Consider the following 25391-nt stretch of genomic DNA (forward strand, 5'->3'; position numbering starts at 1 on the left):
CGGTTGAATCGGCAAGGCCAAGACGAATTACCGTGGTTCTTCCTTGTAAGCACTGGAAGGATTGGGCATTCTCCGGCTCTCTTCCAAAGGAGACCAGGATCATGACCAAGGAACGGGTCTATCTGTACGACTGCACCCTGCGCGACGGGGCCCAGACCCAGGGCGTCGATTTCAGCGCCGCCGACAAAACCGCCATCGCCCAGGACCTGGACCGGCTGGGCATCGATTACGTGGAAGGCGGTTGGCCAGGCGCCAACCCCACCGATGACGCCTTTTTCGGCCATCTGCCGCAGCTGACCCACGGTCGATTCAGCGCCTTCGGCATGACCCACCGCCCGGGCCGTTCGGTGGAGAACGATCCGGGCTTGCAGGCGATCCTCGATGTGGCGGTGCCGGTGGCCTGCATCGTCGGCAAAACCTGGGACTTCCACGCGGAAGTGGCCTTGGGCATCACCACCGAGGAAAACATCTCCATCGTCGCCGAGTCCATCCGCCATGCCACCACCCGCAAGGAAGAGGTGCTGTTCGACGCCGAGCATTTTTTCGATGGCTACAAAGCCAATCCCTCGTTCGCGCTGGCATGCCTGAAGGCCGCCTATGACAACGGCGCTCGTTGGATCGTCCTTTGCGACACCAATGGCGGCACCCTGCCCCATGAAATCGAGGCCATCGTCACCGAGATCACCCAGCATATCCCCGGAGACCGTCTGGGCATCCACTGCCACGACGATACCGGCAACGCAGTGGCCAACAGCCTGGCCGCCGTGCGGGCCGGGGTGCGGCAGGTACAAGGCACCTTGAACGGCCTCGGCGAACGCTGCGGCAATGCCAATCTGGTTTCGATCATTCCGTCCTTGGTGCTCAAGATGGGCTATGACACCGGCATTGACCCCAACCAGTTGACCCAGCTGACCCACGTCTCCCGCACATTGGAAGAACGCCTCAACCGGCAGCCGGACCGGGGCGCGCCCTATGTAGGCGAGAGCGCCTTTGCCCATAAGGGTGGCCTTCATGTATCGGCGGTGGAAAAGGATCCGCGCTCCTATGAGCATGTGGTTCCGGAACTGGTGGGCAATCACCGCCATATCGTTATTTCCGATCAGGCCGGACGATCCAACATCCTGTCGCGCTTTCGCGAGCTGGGCATCGACCTGGAAGACAATGACGATGGCGTGCGCAAGCTCTTGGAAACGGTCAAGGCACGCGAGTTCGACGGCTATGCCTATGACGGCGCTGAAGCCAGTTTCGCTCTGTTGGCCCATCAGGCTTTGGGCGGCGTGCCGAAGTATTTCCGTTGCAGCAGTTTCCGGGTCATTGATGAACGGCGCTGGGACAACAACGACCGGCTGATCACCCTGTCCGAGGCGACGGTCAAACTGGAAGCCCGGGGGGAAAGCTATATGTCCGTGGCCGAGGGCAATGGCCCGGTCAATGCCCTGGATGCCGCCATGCGCAAGGTGCTGACTCCTATCTACCCCGGTCTTTCCGACATGCACCTCGTGGACTACAAGGTGCGGATCCTGACCCCCCAGGCGGGCACCGGCGCGGTCACCCGGGTGATGATCGAAAGCGCCAACGGCAACCGCGAAAGCTGGACCACCGTCGGCGTCTCCACCAACATCATCGACGCCTCGTACAACGCCCTGCGTGACGCGATTGTCTACAAGCTTTTTCAAGACGGAGTCAGGGACTGACCGGATGGCGGGAACCGACGCACGAAAGGCCGAGGCGCTGACCGATGGCCCGGTGATCATCCTTGTCGAGCCCCAGCTGGGCGAGAATATCGGCATGGTCGCCCGAGCCATGCTCAATTGCGGCCTGACCCAAATGCGATTGGTCAATCCCCGCGACGGCTGGCCCAACGAGGACGCCATCAATCCGGCCTCCGGCGCCACCATCGTGCTCGACAATGCCGCCGTCTTCAACACTACCGAGGCAGCCATCGCCGATCTCAATCGGGTCTATGCCACCACCGCCCGTCCGCGCGGCATGATCAAGGACGTGGTGACCGCCCGCGCCGCGGCGGCTGAAATGCGTGCCATCATCGGCCAGGGGGACCGTTGCGGGTTGCTGTTCGGGCGCGAATCCAAGGGGCTCAACAACGAAGACGTGGTGCTCGCCGACGCCATCTTGCAGGTGCCGCTGAACCCCGCCTTCACGTCGCTCAACCTGGCCCAGGCGGTGCTGTTGGCGGCTTATGAATGGTACCAGTCCGGCGATTCCTCTCCAGACAGCGAACTGGTCTTGCACAAAACCCGTCCGGCAGACAAAAAAGACCTGATCGGCCTGTTCGAACATCTGGAGAAAGAGTTGGTGGACGTGGGCTTTCTCTATCCGCCGGACAAGGCTCCGGCGATGATCCGAAATCTCCGCAATCTATTTCAGCGCGCCCGGCTCACCGAACAGGAAGTGCGGTCCCTGCGCGGGGTCATTGCCTGTCTGAGGAATCCAAAGGGCTGACCCCTATTTCGCCGGTTTGTGGCTTTGTCCGGTGAGCGACCTGATGGCCCCACTGCGGAATGCCCGCAATTGCCGGATCTCGGCGGCCAGGGCATCGTCGATGGCCAACTGGCAGTCGGCGAGGAAGTGTTCCATCTGGCGCGGATTTCCGGCGAGCGGCGTCTTCTTCATCGCTTCCAGCATGCCGTCGAAGCGTGACACGCCGATCATGAAAGTCTTCATGTTGTGGGCCAGGCCGCCCGCTCCGTCTTCCAGATACAGGTTTTCGAAGCCCGAGCCGATCATATAGAGAATCTTGTTCTCCAGCTTCTTGCCGCGCTCGGCGCGAAACAGGAAATCGGCCTCTTCGTTGTAGATGTCTTGTGCCACGATCACCGCCGCCAGGCAGTTCATCGGCGCCGTATCCAAGGTCAGCTCGATCTTGGATTTATCCTGGGCCAGCGCCGGGAAAGACAGCAGCATAACCAAAAGGGCAAGAAGTCTCATAGGCGGCTACTCAGCCAGATGGCCAGTCGCGAGCCGCCCTTGATCAAGCCACTCAGGACCTCATAGCCCGGGGTGCGCTCGGCACCGTTTTCCAGGCCGATGTCCCGATGCTCCACCTCTTCCTGGCGGAAGGTCTCAAAGGTCTCGGTCAGCGCCGGTTCATCGGCATCAAGGCGTTCGATCTGGTCTTGATAGTGCTCGTCGATGACTTCTTCCACCGCCACGGTACAGGCCATGGCCGCCCGCTCGCCCAGCAGGGCCGTGCCCGCGCCCAAGGCGAACCCGGCCATGTGCCACAACGGCGTCAGCAAGGTCGGACGCACCCGGCGTTCGGTAACCAGTTTGTTGAAGGTCTCCAGGTGATGCTCTTCCTGCTTCAGCATATGGCGCACCGTCTCGGCCTTGTCGGAGGTCTTGCCGAGGACCGCCAATTGGCCCTGATAGATGCGAACCGCGCCGTATTCCCCGGCATGATCGACGCGCAGCATGCGCTCCACCAATTGCTTGCCGGTGGGATCACCGCGCAGAGGTCTCGGACGGGAAGAGGAGCGGATCGCCATCATTGCCGCCTTTCACGTTTACAGGCGTTGACACCATACAGAGTCGCCGCGGCCAGCAACAAGGACCAAAGCACATTGAGAACGGTCACCGAAATGCCGAAAACGGCCCAGGTAATCTCGTCGCAGCGCTTCAGCGGCGTTGCCATGAGCTGGGCCTTCAGATCCTGGAGCGATTGGGTGGTATCGATTTCTCCGGTACAGCCCGCCGTGCCCGTCCACCAATGCTGCTCGACGCCCACATGATATCCAGCAATTCCGGCGCCAACCAAAAAGGCCAAGGCAACCAGCATCAATACCGGTACCGCCAACCGCGGCAGCAGCAGCACCAACAATGCCAATCCTCCGGCGACCGCGAAGGGAATGCGCTGATAAAGACACAGAATGCAGGGCTGCATATGGAACAGGTATTGGGCCCCATAGGCGAAGGCCAGGGAGCCAACGGAAGTCGCCAACACGAACAGGGCGACGCTTTTGGGATGCAGGATGATCATGGGCCGATCATATGACGTATTTCGCCAGGACGAAACCGCCCACCAGCAAGACCACGAAGACCACGAACACCAGCCCCAAACGGCGTTCGATGAAATCGCGGATGGGCGGGCCGAAATGCCACAACAGGGCGGCGACGATGAAGAACCGCAGTCCCCGCGCCGCCACCGACGAAATACTGAACACGGTGGGATCGAGCTGAGTGACCCCCGACAGAATGGTGATGACCTTGTAGGGGAACGGTGTCACCCCGGCCATGAACACCGCCCAGGCGCCCCACTCGTTGTACTTGGCCTGGAACACGGAGAACTTGTCGGTGTAGCCATAGAGCTCCAACACCGGCTTGCCCACTTGCTCGAACAGGAAATAGCCGATGCCGTAGCCGAACATGCCGCCGATCACCGAGGCGATGGTGCAGACCAGCGCATAGCGCCAGGCCTTCTCCTTGGCCGCCAGGATCATCGGAATCAGCAAGACATCGGGCGGGATGGGAAACACCGAGCTTTCGATGAACGAGACCAATGCCAAGGCCAGCAGCGCATGCTTATGGGCGGCCAGGCCCATGGTCCAATCGTATAGTCCTCGCAGCACGGCACGCTCCTGAATTTACCGGGGTTGTTCGGGCGTCGGTGTAGCAGTCGGAGACGGGGGATACAAGCTGGTTGACCCTGACAGTTCCTCCGCTATGATCGGCGCGATTTGGTCTTGGGCCCCTGTGGCGGAATTGGTAGACGCGATAGACTCAAAATCTGTTGTCCTTACGGGCGTGCCGGTTCGAGTCCGGCTGGGGGCACCAAATCATTTCTGCGAAATTTGACCACGAAACGACGCCGCCCCGGACAATCCGGGGCGGCTCGCGTTTTACTTTTGCAGGCTGCTGAAAAAGTCCGATTTCGAGCCTGTGGCGACACATGCTTCGACAGGCTCAGCATGAGGGCCATTGAACTTTCAACATGTTAGCCTCACCCTGAGCTTCCTCATCCCGAGGCTGGATTCAAATTTCAAGTGCAACACCGATTGATTTGGCGAATGCCTCGATTGGCGTGAGGAAACCGAGGCATTTTCGGGGCGTTGTGTTGTAGGTCCATGTGATGTCCTCGATGTCTTGATCGGAGAATTTATTGAGGCGAATGTGCCTGGGCAGGCTGCGGCGCAGGACGCCGTTGGCGTTCTCGATGGAGCCGCGCTGCCAGGGGGAATGGGGATCGCAAAAGAAGGCGCGCACAGGCAGGCTCTTGTGGTCGTAGAACTCGCCGCCGTTGTCCAGGGTGACGGTTTTCCGGGCCCGTTTGGGCGCACGGTTGAGCAGCCTGGCCAGCGCCTCGGCGGTGGTGCGGGCGGTTTTGTCTGGAAGGGTCGCGGTGAGCAGCAGCCGAGACCGCCGCTCGATACAGGTGAGCAAACAGGCCCGTTGCTTGCGGAAATGCACCAGATCGGCCTCCCAATGGCCCGGCTCGGCGCGCAGATGGGCCTTGGTCGGGCGCATGTGGATCGGCATCCGGTCGGGGATCGGCGGATCGCGCCGCCCTTTTCGGGCCCGTCGTCCGCGACGGGATTTGGCCTGCGGCAACAGGCGGTGGAGCTTCTGCCGCCGCCCGTGGGGCCCGTAGATCCAGGCATAGATTGTCTCGGCGCTGACGGTATGCTCTGATCCTTCGAGCTTGAGCCTTCCGGCGATCTGCTCCGGGCTCTGTTCCATAGCAAGTGCATCCAGGATGTGGGTTTTCAGAGGGCTCAAGCGCTCGATTTTCGGCAGGCGGCGTTTGCGCGCCCAGGCCATGCGCTCGGCCATGGCCGGCTTGTATCCGGCCCGGGGCAGCGCGTTGCGCTTCAATTCCCGGCCAATGGTCGAGGCCGAGCGGCCCATCAGCCGCCCAATGGCCCGTTGAGATTTACCGTCTGCATGCAGACGGTAAATCTCGCATCGTTCGTCCAAGCTGACGTGTGCATATTTCTGTCCCATAGCGTTCCCAGCATAGCTGGGTGGTGCACTTGGGGTCTGAATCTAGGGAGCTTGTCGAGGGACGAAGGGCGAGGCGGGCCGTCGAACAACACTTTTTCAGATGGCGGTAATCGAGCAGTCAGGGATTGCCTAGACAGTCAGCTGGTCTCCACACTCGGTCTTGATCAAGTATCCGGGTCAATTCCTGGACATGGAACAGAGGAGACCAGCTATGGAGTATTTTGTTGGAATGGACGTATCGATGGCAAGCATTTCGATCTGTGAGATTGATGCAAAGGGAACCGTCATTCGCGAAGGCAAGGTGTCAAGCACACCCGAGGCGGTCGCCACTTGGCTCGAGGAAAGCGGGCGTGGCTTTGCGCGAATTGGGTTGGAAGCTGGCCCTCTGGCGCCTTGGCTGTACGCAGGACTGTCCAGTCGGGGCCTCCCTGTGATTTGTATCGAGACCCGGCAAATGAAGGCCTTTGCCAGCGCCAGCCCAGTCAAGACGGACCGTCGCGACGCCCGCTTGATCAGCCAGGCGATGCGGACCGGTTTGTACCGCGCGACCCACGTCAAGACCGCGCGCAGTCAGGAGCTCCGGATGGTGCTGACCCATCGGGAGACCCTGGTTCATCAGGTCCGTCAGTTGTCCAATACGGTACGAGGAACATTGAAAGCTTTCGGCCTCAAGGTCGGTATGGCGCGCGGACGCCTTTTCGCGGCGCGGGTTCGGGAATTGACGGCTGATAACCCGCACCTCAGCGCAGCCGCCGAGCCGCTCTTGCTTGCGCGCCAAGCCTTGCTCGAACAACTCGACAAGCTCGACCGGCAGGTTCATGCCGCTGCGCGCGATGATAGCGTTTGCCGGCGCCTGATGACCGTTCCCGGCGTCGGCCCGGTTACCGCCCTCGCTTTCAGGACAGGACTCGACGTGCCGGAACGGTTTCAAAAGTCGGTCATGGTCGGCGCCCACTTCGGGCTTGTCCCACGCAGATACGCCTCGGGAGAGCAGGACCGAAGCGGCCCCATCAGCAAGTGCGGAGATGCCATGGTTCGTTGGCTTTTGTTCGAGGCCGCCAATGCACTTCTCACTCGAACCCGCCGTTGGTCCTGGCTCAAACACTGGGGGCTCGCGGTCGCCAAAAGGCGCGGGATGAAACGCGCCAAGGTCGCCGTTGCCCGGCGTCTCGCCGTAATCATGCATCGCATGTGGATCGACGGCACGGACTTCCAGTACCGCAAGGAGGAGACCGCCATCTAAACACAACGAAAACCGAGATCGCCTGAAGGGCGGCCAGGACGCGTGGCGACGCGCGGGGCTCGGATGACAGCGCGCAGGCTGCAGTGGCGTAAGACCACGCTTTTCAGATTGCTGCACCCGATCCCCCTTGATCCCCATCATGCGGCGACGACGTCGACCGCGGACAGAAGCAAAGGGCGCCACATACCCCAGGTTCAAACCGACGGCTTGGAAATCAGCTTGACTCAAATGACTCGATTACAGAAGCAGCCTGTTAGGTCGGATTGCTTTTAGTGCCGGAAATGCCGCATGCCGGTCATGACCATGGCGAGGCCCTTCTCGTTGGCAGCGTCGATTACTTCGTCGTCACGGATCGAGCCGCCGGGCTGGATAACCGCCGTGGCCCCTGCTTCGGCAGCGGCCAGCAACCCATCGGCAAAGGGGAAGAAGGCGTCCGAAGCGACCACCGAGCCACGGGCCCAGCTTTCCGAATCCCCCGCCACGTCGGCGGCGGCCTGAGCTTTCCAGGCGGCGATCCGGGCCGAGTTGACGCGGCTCATCTGCCCGGCGCCGACTCCGGTGGTCATGCCATCCTTACAATAGATGATGGCGTTGGATTTGACGTGCTTACAGACGGTGAAGGCGAATTCCAGGTCTTTCATCTCCTGGTCCGTCGGCGCGCGCTTGGTGACCACATTGAGCTGATCCTGGATCAATCGGTTATCGCGGCCCTGAAGGAGGATGCCGCCCGATAGGCTCTTGAAGGTCAGGCCGCCCGCTTCCGGATCGGGCATGCCGCCGGTGCGCAGGACGCGGAGGTTTTTCTTGGCGCCGAGAATCTCGCGCGCCGCATCGGTGATTTCCGGCGCGATGATCACTTCCAAAAAGATCTTGGCCAATTCCTCGGCGGTGGGCGCGTCCAGGGGCCGGTTGAAGGCAACGATGCCGCCAAAGGCGCTTTCCGTATCGCAGGAAAAGGCCCGCAGATAGGCATCCTTTTGATTTGCGCCAAGAGCCACACCGCAAGGATTGGCATGCTTGACGATGACCACCGCCTCTTCGTCGAACTCGGCAACCAGTTCAAAGGCGGCGTCGGTATCGTTGAGATTGTTGTAGCTTAGTTCCTTGCCCTGCAGCTGTTCGGCGGTGGCGACACCGGGACGGTTGTCGCCCGTGCTGTAAAAAGCTGCCGCTTGATGGGGGTTTTCGCCATAGCGCATGGTCTGCACATGGGTGCCGCCGAGGGCCAGATGCGACGGGAAAGAGTCGCCCAGCTGCTCGCCGAACCAGCCGGAGATGGCCGCGTCATAAGCCCCGGTGCGCGCATAGGCCTTGGCCGCCATGCGACGGCGGAAATCCAACGTGGTGGCGCCGCCATTGGCCTGCATCTCTGCCTTCACCGTGTCGTAGTCGGTGGGGTCGACCAGCACGGTCACGCCGTCGTGGTTCTTGGCCGCCGCGCGAATCATGCCTGGGCCGCCGATGTCGATGTTCTCGATACAGGTCTCGAAGTCGGCGCCACCGGCCACCGTCGCCTCGAACGGATAAAGATTGACCGCCAGCAGATCGATGGGCGCGATGTCATTGTCGGCCATGGCCTGATCATGCTCCGCATTGCCGCGCACCGCCAGCAGGCCGCCGTGGATCTTGGGGTGCAGGGTCTTGACCCGGCCATCCATGATTTCCGGGAATCCGGTGTGGTCGGCCACCTCGGTGACCGGCACCCCGGCATCGGCCAGGGCCTTGGCGGAGCCGCCGGTGGATAGGATTTCCACCCCGTTGTCCGCCAGGAACTGGCCGAACTCCACCAGTCCCGATTTGTCGGAAACAGAAATCAATGCGCGCCGGATCTTGTCCGCCATGTCGGTATCCCCCAGAAGAAAAATGGTGCCGCCGGATATAGCAGGAAGGGGGATCGGGCGGAAGTCCCCCTGTGGGAAACTCAGGCTTCCGTCTGGTATTCCGGCACCAATTCCCGGGCCAAGGTCAGGACTCTGTCGGCCTCATCCGCCGTGCAGAGGCTTTCCATCTCGCCCAGAACCTGTTCCATGCGCGCCCGGTCGGCGAGACGCGGCGCCGCCAGTAAAATGCCTTTATACTTGGTGGGCACCAGGTCCTCGGCACCATGGAAAATTTCCTCGAACAGCTTTTCACCGGGACGAATACCGGTGAAGTGGATCTCCACGTCTTCATCCGGACGCAGACCCGCCAATCGGATCATCTGGCGGGCCAAATCGACGATTCTCACGGGCTCGCCCATGTCGAGCACAAAGATCTTGCCCTCGTCGTGATTGCGCCCGGCCAGGGCCGAGGCTTCCAACACGAGCTCCACCGCCTCGCGGATGGTCATGAAATAGCGCTTCATGTCCGGGTGGGTGACGGTCAAAGGCCCGCCCGCCTGCAATTGCTTTTGGAACAGGGGCACCACGGAACCGGTGGACCCCAGGACATTGCCAAAGCGCACGGTGACAAAATTGGGGGTCTGCCCGGCCCGGTCGATATCCAATGCCTGGCAATAGATTTCCGCCACGCGCTTGGTCAGACCCATGATGCTGGACGGGTTGACCGCCTTGTCGGTGGAGATCATCACCATGCATTCGACCCCATGGGCGACACAGGCATCGGCCACGTTGCGGGTCCCAAGAATGTTGGTGCGCACCCCTTCGAGCAGGTTGGCCTCGACCAGGGGTACGTGCTTCAGGGCGGCGGCATGGAACACCACCTGCGGTCCGATCTCGCTGAACAGCCGGTTCAGGCGGTCCCGGTCACGCACATCGGCAATTACCGCTTTGCGGTCAATTCCCGGATGGCGCTGGGCCATTTCCTGATCGATGCGATACAGGGCGAACTCGGAGTTTTCCACCAGCACCAAATGGCTCGGCCCCAGATCTGAAACCTGACGAACTAGCTCTGACCCGATGGATCCTCCGGCACCGGTCACTACCACCGTTTTGCCGGCAACCAAGCCATGCATGGCATCCCGGTCCAGGGTGGCTTGCGGACGACCCAGCAAGTCGGCCACGTCGATGGGGCGCACGTCCATGCCTTCGGCCAGCCCGCTCTTCAGGTCGGTGAGCTTGGGCAGTCGTGCCAAGGTCAGGCCCAGCCCATCGGCGCGATCCAACAGTGCCCGCAGGCGGGCACCGTCCATGGTATCCTTGGTAACGATCAGCTTTTGCGGACGGTCTTCGTCATCTTCATCGCCAATGACCGTCTCCAGGTCCTCCAGGGTACCGACCACCCGCACGTCGCGAATCAGCCGCCCGACCCGACCCGAGGTTTCCGATAGAATTCCGGTCACGCGATAACCCATGCCGCCATTGCGCAGGGCGCGCAGAAACAATTCCGCACCGTCACCGGCCCCCACCAGCAATACCGGCACCGCCGGGCGATTACCGTCCTCGGTCAGATCAATGCGTCGGTCCTTGATCAGCCGGTAAAGGAACCGGGGGCCCCCGAGCAAGGCTATCAGGACGAACCAGTTGAGCAACGGCAAAGAGCGCGGAATCAGCTCCAGTCGGGTCCAAATGAACATCACGGCGGTGAATATCAAGATGGCCAGGGTCACCGATTTGGCGATGGCCGTCATGTCATTGAGCGAAGCGTAGCGCCAGATCCCCCGGTACAGGTTCATGGCCCAGAACACCGCACCGCAGATGACGGCGAACATCAGCATGGCCTCGCCGCCGTGCCCGTGGCGCCAGATTTCGTGAAATTCCTCGCCGGTACGCAGATAGATGGTCAGGCCGAAGGATAGCGCCGCCATGAACACGTCATGGAGGAACACCACCGAACCCCGACGGAGTCTCGCCAGCTTAGCCATGAGTCCTCCTGTACCAGGCGGCCACTTCCGCCAGCCCTTGATCGACGGTAAAAGGCGGTGTCCAATTCAGGTCGGCGGTCAGCTTGCCATGATCGATGGTCAGCGATTGCAGCAGCCGCGCTACCCGGTCCTGTTTGCCCGTTGCCCGTCCGGCCAGGGTCAGAAACGGCGTTGGCAAGGGCACCAGCCGCGCCGGACGTCCCAGAACCTTGGCGATCTTGCGCACCAGATCGGCGGTGGAAAGATCTTCGCCGTCGCTGATCAGATAGGTACCGCCCGCCGCCGCCGGATGGTCGAGCACCAGCCGTATGGCCCGCACCAGATTGCCCAGATAGACCAGGCTCCGCCTGTTGTCGATGCGGCCCAGGGGAAGAGGCAGGCCGCGATTGCATAAATGCATCAGGGCAAGGAAATTGGCCCGTACCCGGGGACCATAAACGAGCGGCGGGCGCAAGATCACGGTCTCCAGACCGGTGCGCGCGCCGATGTCACCGAGGCATTCCTCGGCTTCCATCTTCGAAACACCATAGGGGTCGCTGGGGCTGAGCGGATCGTCGGCGCGAAAGGGTGTGCCCTGAGTGGCCTCCCCGTGCACCTTCACCGTGCTCAGATAGACCATGCGCCGGACGCCGGACGCCGCCGCCTGTTCGGCCAGATGCCGGGTGCCTTCGGTATTGATATGCCGGTACTCGGCCAGCGGATCAGCGGCGGTATCGTTCATCACATGAGCCCGGGCGGCCAGATGCACCACGGAATCAATGCCCAGCAGCAAAGGACGCCAATCGGTGCCGGGGCCAATGGCGCCAACGGCCTCCCTGGTGGCACGGATCACCCGGTCACCTTGCACCTCCAAGGCGGTGCAAAGGGCCTGTCCGACGAACCCGTTGGCGCCGGTGACCAGAATGCGGCGTCCCCGCCTCATGCGGCCCCCAATTTGCGGGACATTCGGGCGATGGTGTCGGGCAGATCCGACAGATGATCGATCAAGACATCCATGGGCAGGCTGTCCATGGGTTCGTGGCAATAGCCAAAGGAGACCATCACATAGGCGATCCCGGCATTGCGCGCCGCATAGGCATCATTCTCGCTGTCGCCCACCAGAACCGCCCGCTCGGGCGTCCCGCCCATGGCGGTGACGCAATCGAGCACATGCCGGGCATCGGGCTTTTTATGGATGACCTGATCCCCGCAGAGGACCACCGGGAAGTATTTTTCAAGGTCCAACGCCTGCATCACCGGCGCCGCGGTCAAGGATGGTTTGTTGGTACAAATACCCAGGGTCTTGCCTTGGGCTTGCAGGGTCTCGAGCATTTCCACGGCACCGGGAAAAATCACGGAATCGATGATCGGTTCGGCGGCATAGGCCTCCAGGAAATCCTTGCAGACCGCATCCGTTTCGCAGTCCGATAGGACTCCACCGCTTAATTCCAAGGCTGAAACCACCAGGTCCCGCGCGCCTTTTCCAACCCAGGATTTGACCTGTTCCACCGTGCGCGGCGCGCGGTCGATGCGGGCCAGGGCCTTGTTCAGACCATGGCACACGTCGGGGACACTATCGACGAGGGTGCCATCGAAGTCGAACAGGATATAGTCCAGGACAGGCGCGCTCATGGTCGTCCATCGGTGGTGAATAAGAAACCTGAATCAGGGAACTACCCTGTGGACCGGAGTCCGTCAACGACTCAAACCGACTTCCGACCCCCGTCCCTGGGCCGATGCCTCTAGAACCGCCATCATTTCCTCGGCTTGTTTTTCGCGCGTATGGAGCGGGGCCGACGCCAAACTTCGCGCTGCCATTTTGGTCCTGAAGTCCGTGTCGGCAAGGGTGCGGCAGGCCTCGGCCAGGGCGTCTGGATCTTCCGGCGGTACCCAGATCCCGGCGCCGTCGGCCTCCAGGATCTCGCTGGCCTCGCCCCGGGGCAGGGCCATGAGAATCGGCAGGCCCATGCCCATGGCCTCGAACATTTTCGACGGGATGACCTCGGCGAACACCGGTGTATCGCGCAGATGCACCAAAGCCACATGGCACAGGGACCAGACCCGGGGCATGGCTTCCTTGGGCTGTGGCGGGCCGAACACCACATTGTTCAGGCCCCGTTGCCGGGCCGCTTCCATCAACATTTCGCGCTCCGCCCCGGCCCCCACCAGCAGGAAGCGGAAATTGGGCAGATCCTTGAGCCGCTCCGCCGCGTCGAGCACGTTGCTCAGGCCATGGGCCATGCCATGGGTGCCCACATAGCCGACCACGAACTTGTCGGTCAGATCCCACTCGGCGGCCAAGGCCTGATCGGTCTCACGGGGCGCGTAGCGGTCCAGATCCACCCCATTGCGCACCACGGCGATCTTGCCAGCATCGATGCCGCGCCCGGTCAGATTGACCTTGAAGGCCTCGGTCAAGGCCGCCACCGATGCCGAGGAGCGGTATAGATAGAGTTCCAGCTTCTCCATCCAGCGCAGGGCCAGATTGTCCTGCATGGCGCCCACGGCGGTGATGGAGGCGGGCCAGATGTCGCCCAGTTCGAAAACAAAGGGCACCCGGCGGACCTTGCCCAGGGCCCAACCGGCAACGGCGGAAAAGAATTGTGGCGAGGTGGCGGATATGACGTCGGGGCGCTTTTGAAACAGCCCGGCCGCGAAGCCGGTCACCATGAAGCTGAGGAAATCCAGCATGCGCTTGGCGAACCCGGCATTGGCGGCCATATAGGTTTTCACCCGCACCACCCGCAGGCCGTCCATGTCTTGCACCTGCACCCATTTGTTCTTCCAGCCCTCGTAGAGCCGGCCTTGGGGGAAATTGGGCGCGCAGGTGATGATGGTCACCTCGTGTCCCCAGCGCACCCAATAAAGCGCCCGCTCATAGACCCGCGTGGCGGCGGCATTGGTTTCCGGCGGGAAATTCTCGGTCAGAAACAGGATCTTCATGGGCCCGCCTTTCGAACAAACTGTCGGCGTAGATAGTACAGAAGCCAGCCGATGGCCACCACGGCACCACCCAACGCCGCCACCGGATAGTCCGGTGACAAGACTGCCAGCACAATAAGCACGCCGTTGACCAACGCCACATGGACGACCACCGCCCCATGACCCAGGCCACCGCGCACCGCCAATTGATAGAAATGCTCCCTATGGGCCTGCAAGACGTTCTCGCCGCGCACCGCCCGCTTAAGGATGGTGATGGAGGCATCGGCCAGGTAATAGCCCGGTAGAATCAACGCCGCCGCCCCATACCCGTTGGCGCCAAGGCTCAACAACAGCCAGCCGAACAGGAACCCCAGGGGCACGCTGCCCACGTCGCCAAGAAAGATTTTCGCCGGAGGCCGGTTCCAGATCAGGAACCCGAGCGCCGCCGCCAGCCCGGCCAAGGCCAGGGGCAACAGGGTCGGATCGGTGATCCCGGAAAAGACGGCCAACAGCGCCAGTCCGGCACCCAGACTGCCGGTCTCGACCCCGCTCAGACCATCGATCCCGTCCATGAAGTTGTACAGATTGACGAACCAGACCCAGAGCATTGCCGCGCCCAACAGGTCCGCCCAAGGGGGCAGCCACCCGCCCAACACCGGCCCTGGCAATGGGGCCACCAGCAGCGCCCCGACGACCGTTGCCAGATGCACCCCCAGGCGCAGGGCGGCCGGTAACGGATGCAGATCGTCCCACCAGGATAGAATGGCCAGCGCCAGGGCGCCGCCCGGTACGGCCCACCACCCCATGGACTGGCCGGTCTCCAGGCCGACCCAGGTCCAGGCGGCCAACAACACCGCCATCACCGCCAGTCCGCCCCCCTTGGGCGTCGGGACCGCATGGCTACTGCGATGGTTGGGATGATCGAGAATGGCCTTGTGACACAGCAGCCGCAACAACAGCCCCACAGCAAGGACAGTGATGGCGAAAACCAGGAACACCAGCAGGGTAAGGGCGACGGGGGACATGGTCATGGTTTTAACGGTTGCCCCTGTCTTCGGACAAGGGGGCGGGACGCAGGCACCAGCCGAGCATCAACAAATCGCCGCTGGCGGTCATTTCCAGGATGATCTGTTTTGCCGTGCGCAGAGTCCCCATGCGCGGTGCATAGACGCTGTCGGTGATATGCAGGCGCCCGCCCTTGGCCTCGAAGATCCATGTCACGCCATCGGGCAGGGTCAGACGCAGGTGATCCGCTTCCCGCGTTACCGCCACGTCGGGATGCAGGTGGAAATGGGCCCGGGCCGCGCGGCCATCCATTTTACCCTCCAACAAATCCCGGCCTTCCAGCCGCAAAGGGTTTTCGTTCAAGGTCAGGCAGCGCTGATGGGTGACTTTCAGGTGGCGGTAGCCGTCGTGGGTACCGGTGACAGCGTTTCCGTCGTGAACCCCGACCACCGTCTTGGGGCGACGGCCCAGGCGGAACACCCCATAGACCTCGGCACTGTCCAGGCCGTCCACCGCGACGGTGCTATGGGCCGCCGTGCCCCGCAACCGGTTGCGCCAGGCCGGATCCTGATAGGCGTAGGTGCCGCAATTGACGATCATCCGCTGGGCACCCACCGACATTTCAAAGCTCAACGGATCCGCATGGGCATGGGCGGGCAGATCATCGGGACAGCATTTGGCGCAATCCATGATCAAGACCACCGGGTCCGCCGCGAGCCGGTGATACCCCGCCACCGACAGGGATGGCGGTGCCTCGGGCAGACCGCCCAACTGGTCGATCACGGCATTGATCAGGGCCGGGTCTCCCTCGTCGCCGTCATTGAATTGGGCCAGACCGCCGTCCCCCGGGAGGAAAAAGGCCAGGGCGCCGCCCATGCGGTGGATGGCCTGGCTCAGCCAGTCCGGCGTCTCGTCGGCCAACAGGGCCCGCAGGTCCAATAAATCCGCCAAGACCTGAAGGTGATAGGTCGGCGACAGTTCGTAATGGCAGCCATCCGCCAGAATCTGACGCGTCACCTCTTGCTTCAGGGCGTCCATGGGCGGGTTTCCGGCCCCCAGACACAGGGCGGCCACCGTTTGCGCTTTCAGATTCTTGATCAGGTGATTACCGCCCACGTCCCGCTCCGGTACCCGTCGGAGGTGGCGGGCCTGGCGGGTCAGCGCCGTTTCGAAACGGGTTTTGAAATCCGCCGGGGCGTCGTTCAACAAAAACGGCCCATGTCTCAGCCAGGCGACGAGCCGCAGAGACAGGGGATAGGGGTGCCAGGCCACCGCGTCGGCCAACGGGTGGGCGGCGATCCAGTCGTCCACCACCGACCGGCCCAGGGCCGCCGCCTCGGGACTGCCCTCGGCCTCCAGATCGGCCAGCCACTCGAAATAGTGCAGGGTGAATCGCCATAGCAGGGTCTGGCCCTCGGCCTGCCAATCCACCGGCCCCGCGAAGGGATGGGCTTGCCCCAGCAGGTGGATCGTCCCGTTGAGCATGGCCTGTCCATTTTGGACGTCTCCAGGCCAGAGGCTTTGGAGAAACTGGTTGACCAGAAAGGACTTTTTACTGTCCAAACCATACCGTCCATAAGCGTTGCTGGCGTGCCAGGGGCGCAGAACCCGCAGCCGGATGCGGTGCCAGAGTTGCTCGGGGCGTAGATGAATAACCGTCCGCCAGAAGCGATTCATGCGCGCCGCTCCCAGGCCTCGAAGACCAACAGCGCCCAAACCTTGAGGGCCACGTCCCGGCGGCCCGCTTTCTGAACCGCCAACAAATGATTGACCGCCTTGGGCGCGAGCCCCAGATCGGCCATGCGGCCGGGAGTGAGCCGTTCCTCGATCATCGGCGCCAAGTCCTTGCGCAGCCAGACCCCCATGGGCGGATTAAAGCCTCGTTTCGGAGCATCAACGATATCCGGAGGCAACAAACGCTTGGCCACACCGCGCAAAAGAGACTTCATTCCATTTTCGACACGAAGTGCCGGGGTGACCTTGCCGACTGCTTCCACCAGCCGGTGATCGATCAACGGCAACCGGAGTTCCAGCGCATGGCGCATACTCATGGCATCCCCATAGGCCAATAGATTCCCCGGCAGGAAAGACAACAGATCGGTTTGCTGCATGGCGTCCAGGGGATCGGAGGAGGGCGATTCCCGATAGAGATCGGCAAGGGGCTGGGCCGGATCTTCGGACAGCCCCAGCAGCGCCCGCCGCTCGGCCGGATCGAAATACTCCACCCAGGCAGCATACATCTCCGGATCGGGACGATTGGCGGCGGTAAGGAATTCCCGCACCCGGCGTAGACCATGACGCCCCGAGGTGCTTTCGGGGATCAATGCGGCGGCCCCGGCACCCAGATGACGCAGCGGGGCCGGGATCCGGCGATAACGGGCCGCCAACAGCCCGCCACGATATCTTGGATACCCGGCAAACACCTCGTCGCCGCCGTCGCCCACCAGGGCCACGGTGACATGCTCTTTGGCCTTGCGCGACAGGTCGTTGATCAGCAAGGCCGTGGGATTGCCAAAGGGTTCGCCAAAGCCGTCGATATAGTCGTCCAGCAGATCCACCAGGGTCGGGCTGGCGCGCAGCTCCACATGGTCGCTGCCGATATGGTCGGCCACCCGGCGGGCATTGTGGCGTTCGTCGTAGGCCGCTTCATCGAAGGTCATGGTGAAGCTGCGGATCGGTGGGGCGCCAAGGCGCTTGGCCTCTTCGGCCATCAAGGCCGCGATCACCGATGAATCGATGCCGCCGGAAAGAAAACAGCCCACCGGCACATCGGCCACCAACCGGTCCACCACCGCCCGGCGGACCAGCGGCAGGATTTCCTCCACCGCTTCGTCGTGGCTCACCGCGCGGCTTCCGGCATAATGGGGCCGCCAATAGGGCTCGATACGGGCCGCGCCATCTTTCCAGGTCAGCAGATGGCCGGGCGGCAGCTTGCGAATCCCTTTGTGGATGGTCAGTGGCGCCGGGACATAGAGGCAGGCCAGGTACTGGGACAGAGCGTCCCGGTCGATGGCCAGATCGATTCCCGGATGTGCGCGCAGGGCGCGGATCTCCGAGGCGAAGGCCAATCCCCCATGGGCCAGGGCACCATAGACCAGCGGTTTGATGCCCAGCCTGTCTCGGGCCAGCACCAAGGTCCGTTCGTGCCTGTCCCACAGAGCAAAGGCGAACATGCCGACCAGCTTAGCGATTCCGGCGGCCCCATGGCGCCGCAACAGGGCAAGCAAGACCTCCGTATCGCTGTCGGAGCGGAACAGGTCTCCCGCGGCTTGTAGCTCTTGGCGCAGATCGCGGTAGTTATAGATTTCGCCGTTGAAAGCCAGCACATAGCGTCCGCAATCGGAAACCATGGGCTGGGCGCCCCCTTCGGTCAGATCAATGACCGCCAATCGGGTATGGGCCAGACCGATTCCGTTCTCGATCCAAGAACCCCGGGCGTCGGGCCCGCGATGGTGCAAACGCTCGGTAAAGGCGCTCAGAACACCCGCTTCGGCCTGGGTCGTTCCGGCGATTCCGCACATGGGCTACCTGAAAACGTTATATTTGATAATGCAGTAGATGGCCCGCACCCCATCTTTCCAGCCGATCTTCTTGCCCTCTTCATAAGTCCGGCCATAGTAGCTGATACCCACCTCGTAGATACGTGGGCGCGGCTTGAGATGGGCAATCTTGGCGGTCACCTCGGGCTCAATGCCGAAGCGGTTTTCCACCACCTGGATCTGCCGCAGGGTTTCGGTGCGATAGACCTTGTAGCAGGTCTCCATGTCCGACAGGGTCATATCGGTCATCATGTTGGACAACAATGTCAGGAACCGGTTGCCCACCGTATGCCAGAAATAGAGGATTCGCACTTCTTGGCCACCGCGAAACCGTGAGCCGTAGACCACATCCGCGCGATCATCGAGGATCGGGTGCAGCAGTTTGGGATATTCGGTGGGGTCGTACTCCAGATCGGCATCCTGAACCAACACGATATCCCCGGTTGCTTCCTTGTAGGCCGTTCGCAATGCCGCGCCCTTGCCTTGGTTTTTGTCATGGGTGAAGACCTGAATGCGCGGATCGGCCTTGGCAAGGTTTCGGGCCCTTTCCAGCGAGTCATCCATCGAGGCATCATCGACGATGACGATTTCCAGATCCAAGCCTGACGTATTCGCGTTTTGCACCCGGGCCACCAGGGTTTCCAAGGTAGCCGATTCATTGAAACACGGGACGACGACTGAAAGCTTCTTGGGAGCGGGATGAGACATGGACTGTTTGGATACAATTGCCGTTGCGAAGGGCCTGAACCTATCATAACCGTGCGTCCAGTACAGACCCTTCGAGAAACACATCGCAATAAGATGGGAAACAGCGTTGAACCGGGCTGGTGATCGGAGACGTCTAAAAAAATGCCCCTGGAAAACGCGCATGCTCCATTGACAGCCTCCGTTGGGAGCCATATTCGTACGTCGAAATCGCCTTCCTACCCGTTGACGCATGGATGGAGGGGGCAAAGTACACTTTTGCGCCTCTTGATTGGACCGAATAGGCTGTACCTCATCGTTCCCGCCAACCTTCGTCATATGGGAATACCGATTGCAAGAAATTTGGAGATGGAAATTGTCCGTATCTCATGCTGGTCTCTCCATTGTCATTCCGATCTACAATGAAGAGGAAACGCTAGACGAGCTCTACCGCAGGCTCTCCGTGATGGCGGAAGGGTTGGATTTAGACGTGGAGATCGTGTTTGTGGATGATGGAAGTTGGGACCGGAGCGCCGAAATCATTCAAGATTTCAATAGTAAGGACCCACGGGTTCATCTTGTTCAGCTATCGAGAAACTTCGGCCATCAAATCGCTGTCACCGCCGGTCTCGACTTTGCCCGCGGCGCCGCCGTGGTGATTTTGGACGGCGATCTTCAAGATCCCCCCGAATTGGTGCCGGAGATGGTGGCAAAATGGCAAGAGGGCTACGAGGTGGTCTATGCCATGAGGGAGCGACGCGATCATGAATCTTGGCTCATGACCACGACACGCAAGGCATTTTATCGATTTATCAATCGCATCAGTGACTTGGATATACCCTTGGATGCCGGCGACTTTCGCCTTATCAGCAGCCGGGCCTTGAAGGCGATGCGTTCGCTGCGCGAGTATAGCCGCTATGTGCGCGGGATCTCGACCTGGGTCGGGTTCAAACAATGCGCCGTGACCTATCACCGGCCGTCCCGTCACGCCGGTGAAAGCAAGTACTCGCTGTTTCGGCTGGGCAAACTGGCGCTTGCCGGTATTACCGCTTTTTCAAGGTGGCCCTTGCACCTGCTATTCATTGTCGGCTTGAGTGTCGCCAGCTTGTCTTTCCTAAGCGGTATTGTCGCGCTGATTTTGAAGCTGGTTCAGCCGGACATCGTGGAAGGCTGGACGTCGATGATCATTTTCATATCATTCATCAGCGGCGTCAATCTGTTGGCCATCGGGATCATGGCCGACTACATCGGGCGTATTTTCGACGAAGTGAAGGGACGCCCCATATATGTGGTCGGTAATCTGACCGGGTTTGACGAGACCATCCCGACCATGGACCGGATGATCTATTGCCCTCCTCAGCCCCTTGCCTCTCCCCCGGAAAAACAGCCATAAGCGGGGTTCATACCGGGCGGCTTCGGAATCAATCTGTGTTTCGCAGGTTCAAACGTCGGCTCATATTGCTCTCGAAGATATGCCGAGGATCGAACTGATCCAACGTCTCGGCCCACTGGCGCCGCCGGGGATACATCTCGTCGATCAGCTCGGGGACCAACCGGGAATCCTTTGCCAGATAGACGCGGCCGCCAGCCTTGGCGGTGAGCGCATCAAAATCATCAAGCATTTCCCGGACGCCCGGGTTGTTGGCCAAAACCTGTATACTGAAGGTCACCCCCTCGATGGGAAAGGACATGGGTGCGGGGTTGCCTTTGCCAAATCGCTTGATGATGGTCAGGAAAGAGCCCGCCTTAAAAGACTGAATAGCCGTCAAGAATTTCAGTATCAGGTCATAGGCCTGCGCTTCGGGAACTGCGACTTGGTACTCGTAGAACCCATTCCTTCCATATAATCTATTGATATCTTTGTATTTATGGAGTGGAAAGAGATACGGAAAGGCATGCTGCACCATGCTTGCGTTTCCATGGGTCCAATAATACAGGCTGTTGAAACCTCGCAGAAACAACGGTCGAAATAATCCGTAGTCGGGAGTCCAGGGAAAGCGGTACACCGGTTTTTGGGGCCAGAGGAAGGCTTCTTGGCTCTGCTTTCGGGACAACTGATCAGGCCGCGCGTGATCGGCCTTCATGACAATGCCCCGCCCCAGGGCCGGGCCGGTTGCAATCGGATCAAGCCAGGTCACACTATAGTTTTCGGATGATGTTTCGAACTGAGCGGCAAAGGTTTGATCGAAATTGGCCGTTCTGGAAAGGGTCGTGGCCATATAGGCCGAAGGTACGGGAAGCAATTGAATGGTCAGATCGAGGATCACTCCGGTTAATCCCATTCCTCCGACGGTCGCCCAGAACAACTCTGCTTGGTGGTCCTTGGAACAGGAAACGATCTCGCCTGACGCCGTCAGGACGGACACCGCCGTGACATTGTTGCCAAATGTTCCCTGGACTTCGTGATTTTTGCCATGCACATCAAAGGCCAGGCAGCCGGCCAAGGTCGCCTGACTCGCCCCCGGCGTGGTCGGTATAAACCATCCATTGGGCACGACCGCCGCCTGCAGGTCGACGACCTGTACGCCTGCCTCGGCCTGGACAAGTCCTTTTGCCTGATCAAACGACAGGATGCGATTTAGATGGCAGAGGTCGACCACAAGGCCCTGATCCCGATCGTTCAGCGCGGGATCTCCATAGCTGGCCCCGCCCCCTCGCGAGATGACGGTGCGATCAGCGAAATGATCCTTGATGCTTTCGACGGTTTCCTTTGTATCGGGAGCCAATACCGCACAGTCGGAACTGTCTCTGAGCGCCCACCCTTCCAGGGTTTTGCCGTGAATTCTCATGGGTCGCCGGGTATCTTGTGATAGGAGCGGAACCAAGCCCACGCATGGTCAATCTGCGTATCCAGATCCGAGTACCGCGGTTTCCAATCAAGGGTCTTTTTGGCGAGCGTCGCATCTCCGACCAGGGTTGCCGGATCTCCTGGACGACGCGCACCTTTGCGGTAGCGGACCTCCTTGCCTGTCACGCGTTCCACGGCCGCGATAACCTCAAGGACAGAATATCCACTGCCATGAGCAAGGTTCATGACGCCAGAGCGGCCACCATCAAGCAAATACCGCAAAGCGCTCACATGGGCCGCGGCAAGATCGGTTACATGCACATAGTCCCGGACACAGGACCCGTCCGGTGTGCCATAGTCGGTCCCGAAGACAACGATCTCTTCCCGCATCCCGGCCGCCACTTCCAAAACCAGAGGGATGAGATGGGTTTCCGGGTCATGGGCCTCGCCGATCTCCGTCGATGGGTCCGCCCCCGAGGCGTTGAAATATCTCAACGCCACGAAAGGCGCCCCGCTATTCCGTTCCGCGTCGATGAGCATATTCTCGATCTGCAGCTTCCCCTTGGCATAAGGATTCATGGGGTTCGGGGGAAGATCTTCAGACAAACCGGTGGTGACCTGATCACCATAGATGCTGCAGGTACTGGAGAACACCATTGGAGAGGCCGCCCCCGCCGACTGGGCAAGAGCGCTGAGCAACACCTCCGTACCGACCACATTGTTCTGATGGTATAGGTCGGGCTGTTCAACGGATTCACCCACGTACGCATAACCCGCCAGGTGAATGACGCCGACGGGCGCATGCTCGACAATGGTCCGGCAAAGGCTGTCGTGGTCCGCGAGGTTCCCAACAATCAGCGGCCCCCACTTCACCGCCCATTGGAAGCCGCGACAAAGATTGTCATAGACAATGGGTTGGTACCCCTCTTGGCTCAATGCCTTGCACACGTGGCTACCGATATAACCGGCGCCCCCGGTTACCAATACAGCCTGCTTGGATTGATCGTTCGGAGAAACCTGTTTGATCACGGCGCCTCACCTCCCCCATCTATCCTCACCAATGCATTGAATTCAATGCATTTTTTACCGGTCTCTCGGTACTTTTCCATGCGACTACCATCCAGTTCTTCGGCCGTTTCCGGCACCAGAAGAGAGGCAAAATATCCTGAATCGATCAAGCCCCCGACCCCTCCATGCTGAAAGGGCACACCAAGCGACCTTTCAAGTCGATAATTCCAAGAAAGAATGATTGGCTCATCGCTCGGATTCATCCACGGAAGAGAGGCATACATATCAGGGACAAACACCGGGGTTGGCATCTCGCTCAGACAGCTTTTGATTTGTGACAATCTTTCGTGCGTGCCGCCCACGGACAAGACGCCGGTCACGCCAAGCAGAACCGACAATACGGCGAGACTTGCAGTGTTCCAACCGGTGATCATCGCCACGACTAGCGCTGTTCGTGTTGGACCGGAATTCTCGACCGGGCTGTCTTCTTTGCTCTCAAAAATAACCTGCATGAAAATCGCCGCAGCCAGAGCAACATAGAATGAGAAAACAAAGTAGTAGTTCTCGGCAGCACCATTTTTCGATGCAATAAAGACCGTAAATGCGAAAATTGGCAGAATACTAATCACGATATACTTTCCAGGTTCTCGCGATAGTATTTCCCTCCTCATATTTTTTGAGAATAAAAACACAAAAACCATAACAAGTAATGGAATCAATGTTGGCGCCGACTTCACTACAAAGTTCTTCAAGTTCATCCAGAGATGCTCCAAGTCGAACCCATATATAGCCGGCCTAAAGAATAGTGTTTCTAGGTACTCAAAGCTACCAATATACAATGCAGCCGAAACAAATAAGAAATATACAAATGTAAGAGTCATTAATAGTTTAATTCTTAAACTGAAAAGCAGATATAGGCCGATAGCAACGGCGGAGTAAACATTGATATGCTTAAATGACCAAGCACAGAACAGTGCGATCGCGGCAAGCACAACGGCGGTATAGGGTCTTGTTCCATAGAACCGCCAGAACAAATAAACGGCCAAGATATCGAGAACCATGCCCCAAATATCGGACCGGATGGTAAACCCCCAAAAACCAATGAGAGGTCCGAACATCAAGTAGATCGCGGTCAGAAAAAATACTGCCTTCAAAAAAGCATTCTTGGTGTTGGTCACCGACAGAAGCGCAGAATAAGAAATAATTGTACCAAACAACAACCCCACAATAGAAAACAACCTTCCGGTTGTAGGTATCCAATCACCACTAAGATCAAAAATGTTATGAATTATAGAAATAAACTGGCCATATGTCTCATAAAACAGCCAATTAAAAAACGCTATGGAGTAAGGAATTTCATATGGAGATGAGTAAATATCTAAACCATTAACATATTTCCACATCGCAAATAATGACTCTTGCTCCCATCCACTTGTAATTACGTGCATTGGGACAGAGAAAGATATCGCACTATTGAATCTTATTGCCATTAATATCAGGCATAAGGAAACAGTGACAATCGACGATACAACTATTATCTTCTCTTGAATGGAGAGTTTATTTAAAATATTGCCTAACAATTTCAAGCCTTTCTCAAAACAGCCATGAGGCTACTGCCTGCTCGATAGGATGCGGCTTCAGGGTGATCAATCTGATTCACAAGGCGGTCGGTTTCAGATTCGAATACCGAGGTCAGGAACCGGTTCAATGGGGCGGAGGGAAGGGAGAAATCCGATCCCCCCTCGCCAACACTCTGACTTCGTATATTGGCCAGTGCTCGCATCATCCGAATGATCGGATACAATTTGGCGCAATAGTATCCAACCATTCGACACTCGACCGGCAGGCCGGCCCATGTGCCGGTCAGTTCACTCATCTCATACCGGCGAAAATGATGGTTGGCGACATCGTGGGGGCTCCACAAGGATTTCATGGCCGGAACCGTGATCAGGATATTGGCGCCCTTTGGGGCCATATGAACCAGATCCGCCAAAAACGCCTGATCGTTTTCAATATGCTCAAGCACGTCCAGCAAGGTAAACAGCGTCACTTTGTCGGCGACGCCGGATAGATCATCCGGCATTTTTCCACAAATATATTCGCATTCCGGGTACTTACTCTTCGCGAAATCAATTGCGGTAGAAGAGTAATCAATACCAAGACAAGGTGTTCCTTGGCTGGAGAAGTACTGGACCATGCCACCGGCACCGCACCCGACATCGACAATAAAGGGGCGGGCCTGATTTTCACTGAGTCGTTCTATCACGGCGCTGAGAATATTTCTCCGCGCAACAAACCACCAATGGCGCCCTTCCATATCCGCGTGTATTTGATAAAGGGAAGGCTCCATGCTGGTTCGCCTAGTTTTGTTGTTTGAGTGGAGGCAATCTATCCGCTCGGCTCGGCCCATATCAATACTAATCTCGGTCCGACCAGATCCGGGCGAGCTCACGTAAATATTAA

General features: G+C 59.6%; 22 protein-coding genes and 1 tRNA gene. 5 read left to right on the plus strand and 18 right to left on the minus strand.

All coding sequences use genetic code 11. The features are described 5' to 3' along the window. Positions 1 to 101 precede the first annotated feature (101 nt). Both cimA and MGMAQ_RS17425 read left to right on the plus strand, forming a co-directional pair. Positions 102 to 1694, plus strand: coding sequence for a citramalate synthase (cimA, locus tag MGMAQ_RS17420; protein WP_046022545.1), 1593 nt, complete (start codon positions 102 to 104; stop codon positions 1692 to 1694). Between the two features lie 4 nt (positions 1695 to 1698). Beyond that, positions 1699 to 2460, plus strand: coding sequence for an RNA methyltransferase (locus MGMAQ_RS17425; RefSeq protein ID WP_046022546.1), 762 nt, complete (start codon positions 1699 to 1701; stop codon positions 2458 to 2460). Between the two features lie 3 nt (positions 2461 to 2463). Here the strand turns inward: MGMAQ_RS17425 and MGMAQ_RS17430 are convergent, their stop codons facing one another. The 4 genes from MGMAQ_RS17430 to MGMAQ_RS17445 are packed head-to-tail and all read right to left on the minus strand — an operon-like array spanning position 2464 to position 4586. Next, the gene (locus MGMAQ_RS17430; RefSeq protein WP_148561011.1) at positions 2464 to 2946 is read right to left on the minus strand and encodes a hypothetical protein; all 483 of its coding nucleotides are present in this window, start codon (positions 2944 to 2946) and stop codon (positions 2464 to 2466) included. Next, the gene (locus MGMAQ_RS17435) at positions 2943 to 3509 is read right to left on the minus strand and encodes a demethoxyubiquinone hydroxylase family protein (RefSeq protein ID WP_371258369.1); all 567 of its coding nucleotides are present in this window, start codon (positions 3507 to 3509) and stop codon (positions 2943 to 2945) included. The genes MGMAQ_RS17430 and MGMAQ_RS17435 overlap by 4 nt, the downstream gene beginning before the upstream one ends. Continuing rightward, entirely contained in the window at positions 3506 to 3997 is a 492-nt protein-coding gene (locus MGMAQ_RS17440; protein ID WP_046022549.1) for a disulfide bond formation protein B, read from the minus strand. The genes MGMAQ_RS17435 and MGMAQ_RS17440 overlap by 4 nt, the downstream gene beginning before the upstream one ends. A gap of 7 nt (positions 3998 to 4004) precedes the next feature. Beyond that, positions 4005 to 4586, minus strand: coding sequence for a YqaA family protein (locus tag MGMAQ_RS17445; protein WP_046022550.1), 582 nt, complete (start codon positions 4584 to 4586; stop codon positions 4005 to 4007). Positions 4587 to 4704: 118 nt separating this feature from the next. Between MGMAQ_RS17445 and MGMAQ_RS17450 the strand changes: the two genes are divergently transcribed. After that, positions 4705 to 4791 (plus strand) — tRNA-Leu (locus MGMAQ_RS17450). A gap of 198 nt (positions 4792 to 4989) precedes the next feature. On the opposite strand, the gene MGMAQ_RS17455 is transcribed toward MGMAQ_RS17450, so the two are convergent. Then, complete coding sequence (locus tag MGMAQ_RS17455) at positions 4990 to 5958, minus strand: IS30 family transposase (RefSeq protein ID WP_052716515.1); 969 nt, start codon at positions 5956 to 5958, stop codon at positions 4990 to 4992. Between the two features lie 211 nt (positions 5959 to 6169). Between MGMAQ_RS17455 and MGMAQ_RS17460 the strand changes: the two genes are divergently transcribed. Continuing rightward, complete coding sequence (locus MGMAQ_RS17460; protein ID WP_046020119.1) at positions 6170 to 7201, plus strand: IS110 family transposase; 1032 nt, start codon at positions 6170 to 6172, stop codon at positions 7199 to 7201. A 269-nt stretch (positions 7202 to 7470) separates the two neighbouring features. On the opposite strand, the gene purH is transcribed toward MGMAQ_RS17460, so the two are convergent. The 9 genes from purH to MGMAQ_RS17505 all read right to left on the minus strand — a co-directional run bounded on the left by purH (position 7471) and on the right by MGMAQ_RS17505 (position 19156). Further along, the gene (gene purH / locus MGMAQ_RS17465) at positions 7471 to 9042 is read right to left on the minus strand and encodes a bifunctional phosphoribosylaminoimidazolecarboxamide formyltransferase/IMP cyclohydrolase (protein WP_046022551.1); all 1572 of its coding nucleotides are present in this window, start codon (positions 9040 to 9042) and stop codon (positions 7471 to 7473) included. 80 nt (positions 9043 to 9122) lie between these two features. Further along, the gene (locus tag MGMAQ_RS17470) at positions 9123 to 11003 is read right to left on the minus strand and encodes a nucleoside-diphosphate sugar epimerase/dehydratase (protein WP_046022552.1); all 1881 of its coding nucleotides are present in this window, start codon (positions 11001 to 11003) and stop codon (positions 9123 to 9125) included. Beyond that, a complete protein-coding gene (locus MGMAQ_RS17475; protein WP_046022553.1) occupies positions 10996 to 11925 on the minus strand; it encodes an SDR family oxidoreductase in 930 nt (309 codons plus the stop codon). Before MGMAQ_RS17475 ends, MGMAQ_RS17470 begins: the two co-directional genes overlap by 8 nt. Beyond that, positions 11922 to 12614 carry a phosphoglycolate phosphatase gene (gph, locus tag MGMAQ_RS17480; protein ID WP_046022554.1) on the minus strand — a complete coding sequence of 231 codons (693 nt, stop codon included), beginning with the start codon at positions 12612 to 12614 and terminating at the stop codon, positions 11922 to 11924. Before gph ends, MGMAQ_RS17475 begins: the two co-directional genes overlap by 4 nt. A gap of 63 nt (positions 12615 to 12677) precedes the next feature. Further along, entirely contained in the window at positions 12678 to 13925 is a 1248-nt protein-coding gene (locus tag MGMAQ_RS17485) for a glycosyltransferase family 4 protein (protein ID WP_046022555.1), read from the minus strand. Then, positions 13922 to 14935 (minus strand): glycosyltransferase family 4 protein, encoded by a 1014-nt coding sequence (locus MGMAQ_RS17490; protein WP_148561012.1) that lies wholly within the window; start codon positions 14933 to 14935, stop codon positions 13922 to 13924. The genes MGMAQ_RS17485 and MGMAQ_RS17490 overlap by 4 nt, the downstream gene beginning before the upstream one ends. 4 nt (positions 14936 to 14939) lie before the next feature. After that, on the minus strand, positions 14940 to 16586 hold the full coding sequence (locus MGMAQ_RS19950) for a heparinase II/III family protein (protein ID WP_052716516.1): 1647 nt from the start codon (positions 16584 to 16586) through the stop codon (positions 14940 to 14942). Next, positions 16583 to 18430, minus strand: coding sequence for an asparagine synthase (glutamine-hydrolyzing) (asnB, locus tag MGMAQ_RS17500; protein ID WP_046022556.1), 1848 nt, complete (start codon positions 18428 to 18430; stop codon positions 16583 to 16585). The genes MGMAQ_RS19950 and asnB overlap by 4 nt, the downstream gene beginning before the upstream one ends. A gap of 3 nt (positions 18431 to 18433) precedes the next feature. Further along, entirely contained in the window at positions 18434 to 19156 is a 723-nt protein-coding gene (locus tag MGMAQ_RS17505) for a glycosyltransferase family 2 protein (RefSeq protein ID WP_046022557.1), read from the minus strand. 352 nt (positions 19157 to 19508) lie between these two features. Between MGMAQ_RS17505 and MGMAQ_RS17510 the strand changes: the two genes are divergently transcribed. Then, the gene (locus tag MGMAQ_RS17510) at positions 19509 to 20525 is read left to right on the plus strand and encodes a glycosyltransferase family 2 protein (RefSeq protein ID WP_046022558.1); all 1017 of its coding nucleotides are present in this window, start codon (positions 19509 to 19511) and stop codon (positions 20523 to 20525) included. Between the two features lie 28 nt (positions 20526 to 20553). Here MGMAQ_RS17510 and MGMAQ_RS17515 read toward each other — a convergent pair whose 3' ends face one another. The 4 genes from MGMAQ_RS17515 to MGMAQ_RS20515 are packed head-to-tail and all read right to left on the minus strand — an operon-like array spanning position 20554 to position 25278. Further along, positions 20554 to 21921 (minus strand): FAD-binding oxidoreductase, encoded by a 1368-nt coding sequence (locus tag MGMAQ_RS17515; RefSeq protein WP_052716517.1) that lies wholly within the window; start codon positions 21919 to 21921, stop codon positions 20554 to 20556. Further along, a complete protein-coding gene (gene galE / locus MGMAQ_RS17520) occupies positions 21918 to 22949 on the minus strand; it encodes a UDP-glucose 4-epimerase GalE (RefSeq protein ID WP_252508653.1) in 1032 nt (343 codons plus the stop codon). The genes MGMAQ_RS17515 and galE overlap by 4 nt, the downstream gene beginning before the upstream one ends. Then, complete coding sequence (locus MGMAQ_RS17525; RefSeq protein WP_046022559.1) at positions 22946 to 24514, minus strand: hypothetical protein; 1569 nt, start codon at positions 24512 to 24514, stop codon at positions 22946 to 22948. The genes galE and MGMAQ_RS17525 overlap by 4 nt, the downstream gene beginning before the upstream one ends. After that, positions 24511 to 25278 carry a bifunctional 2-polyprenyl-6-hydroxyphenol methylase/3-demethylubiquinol 3-O-methyltransferase UbiG gene (locus tag MGMAQ_RS20515; RefSeq protein ID WP_158498891.1) on the minus strand — a complete coding sequence of 256 codons (768 nt, stop codon included), beginning with the start codon at positions 25276 to 25278 and terminating at the stop codon, positions 24511 to 24513. The genes MGMAQ_RS17525 and MGMAQ_RS20515 overlap by 4 nt, the downstream gene beginning before the upstream one ends. Positions 25279 to 25391 lie beyond the last annotated feature (113 nt).

Source organism: Magnetospira sp. QH-2 (assembly GCF_000968135.1).
In the GTDB taxonomy this organism is placed as follows: Bacteria; Pseudomonadota; Alphaproteobacteria; order Rhodospirillales; family Magnetospiraceae; genus Magnetospira.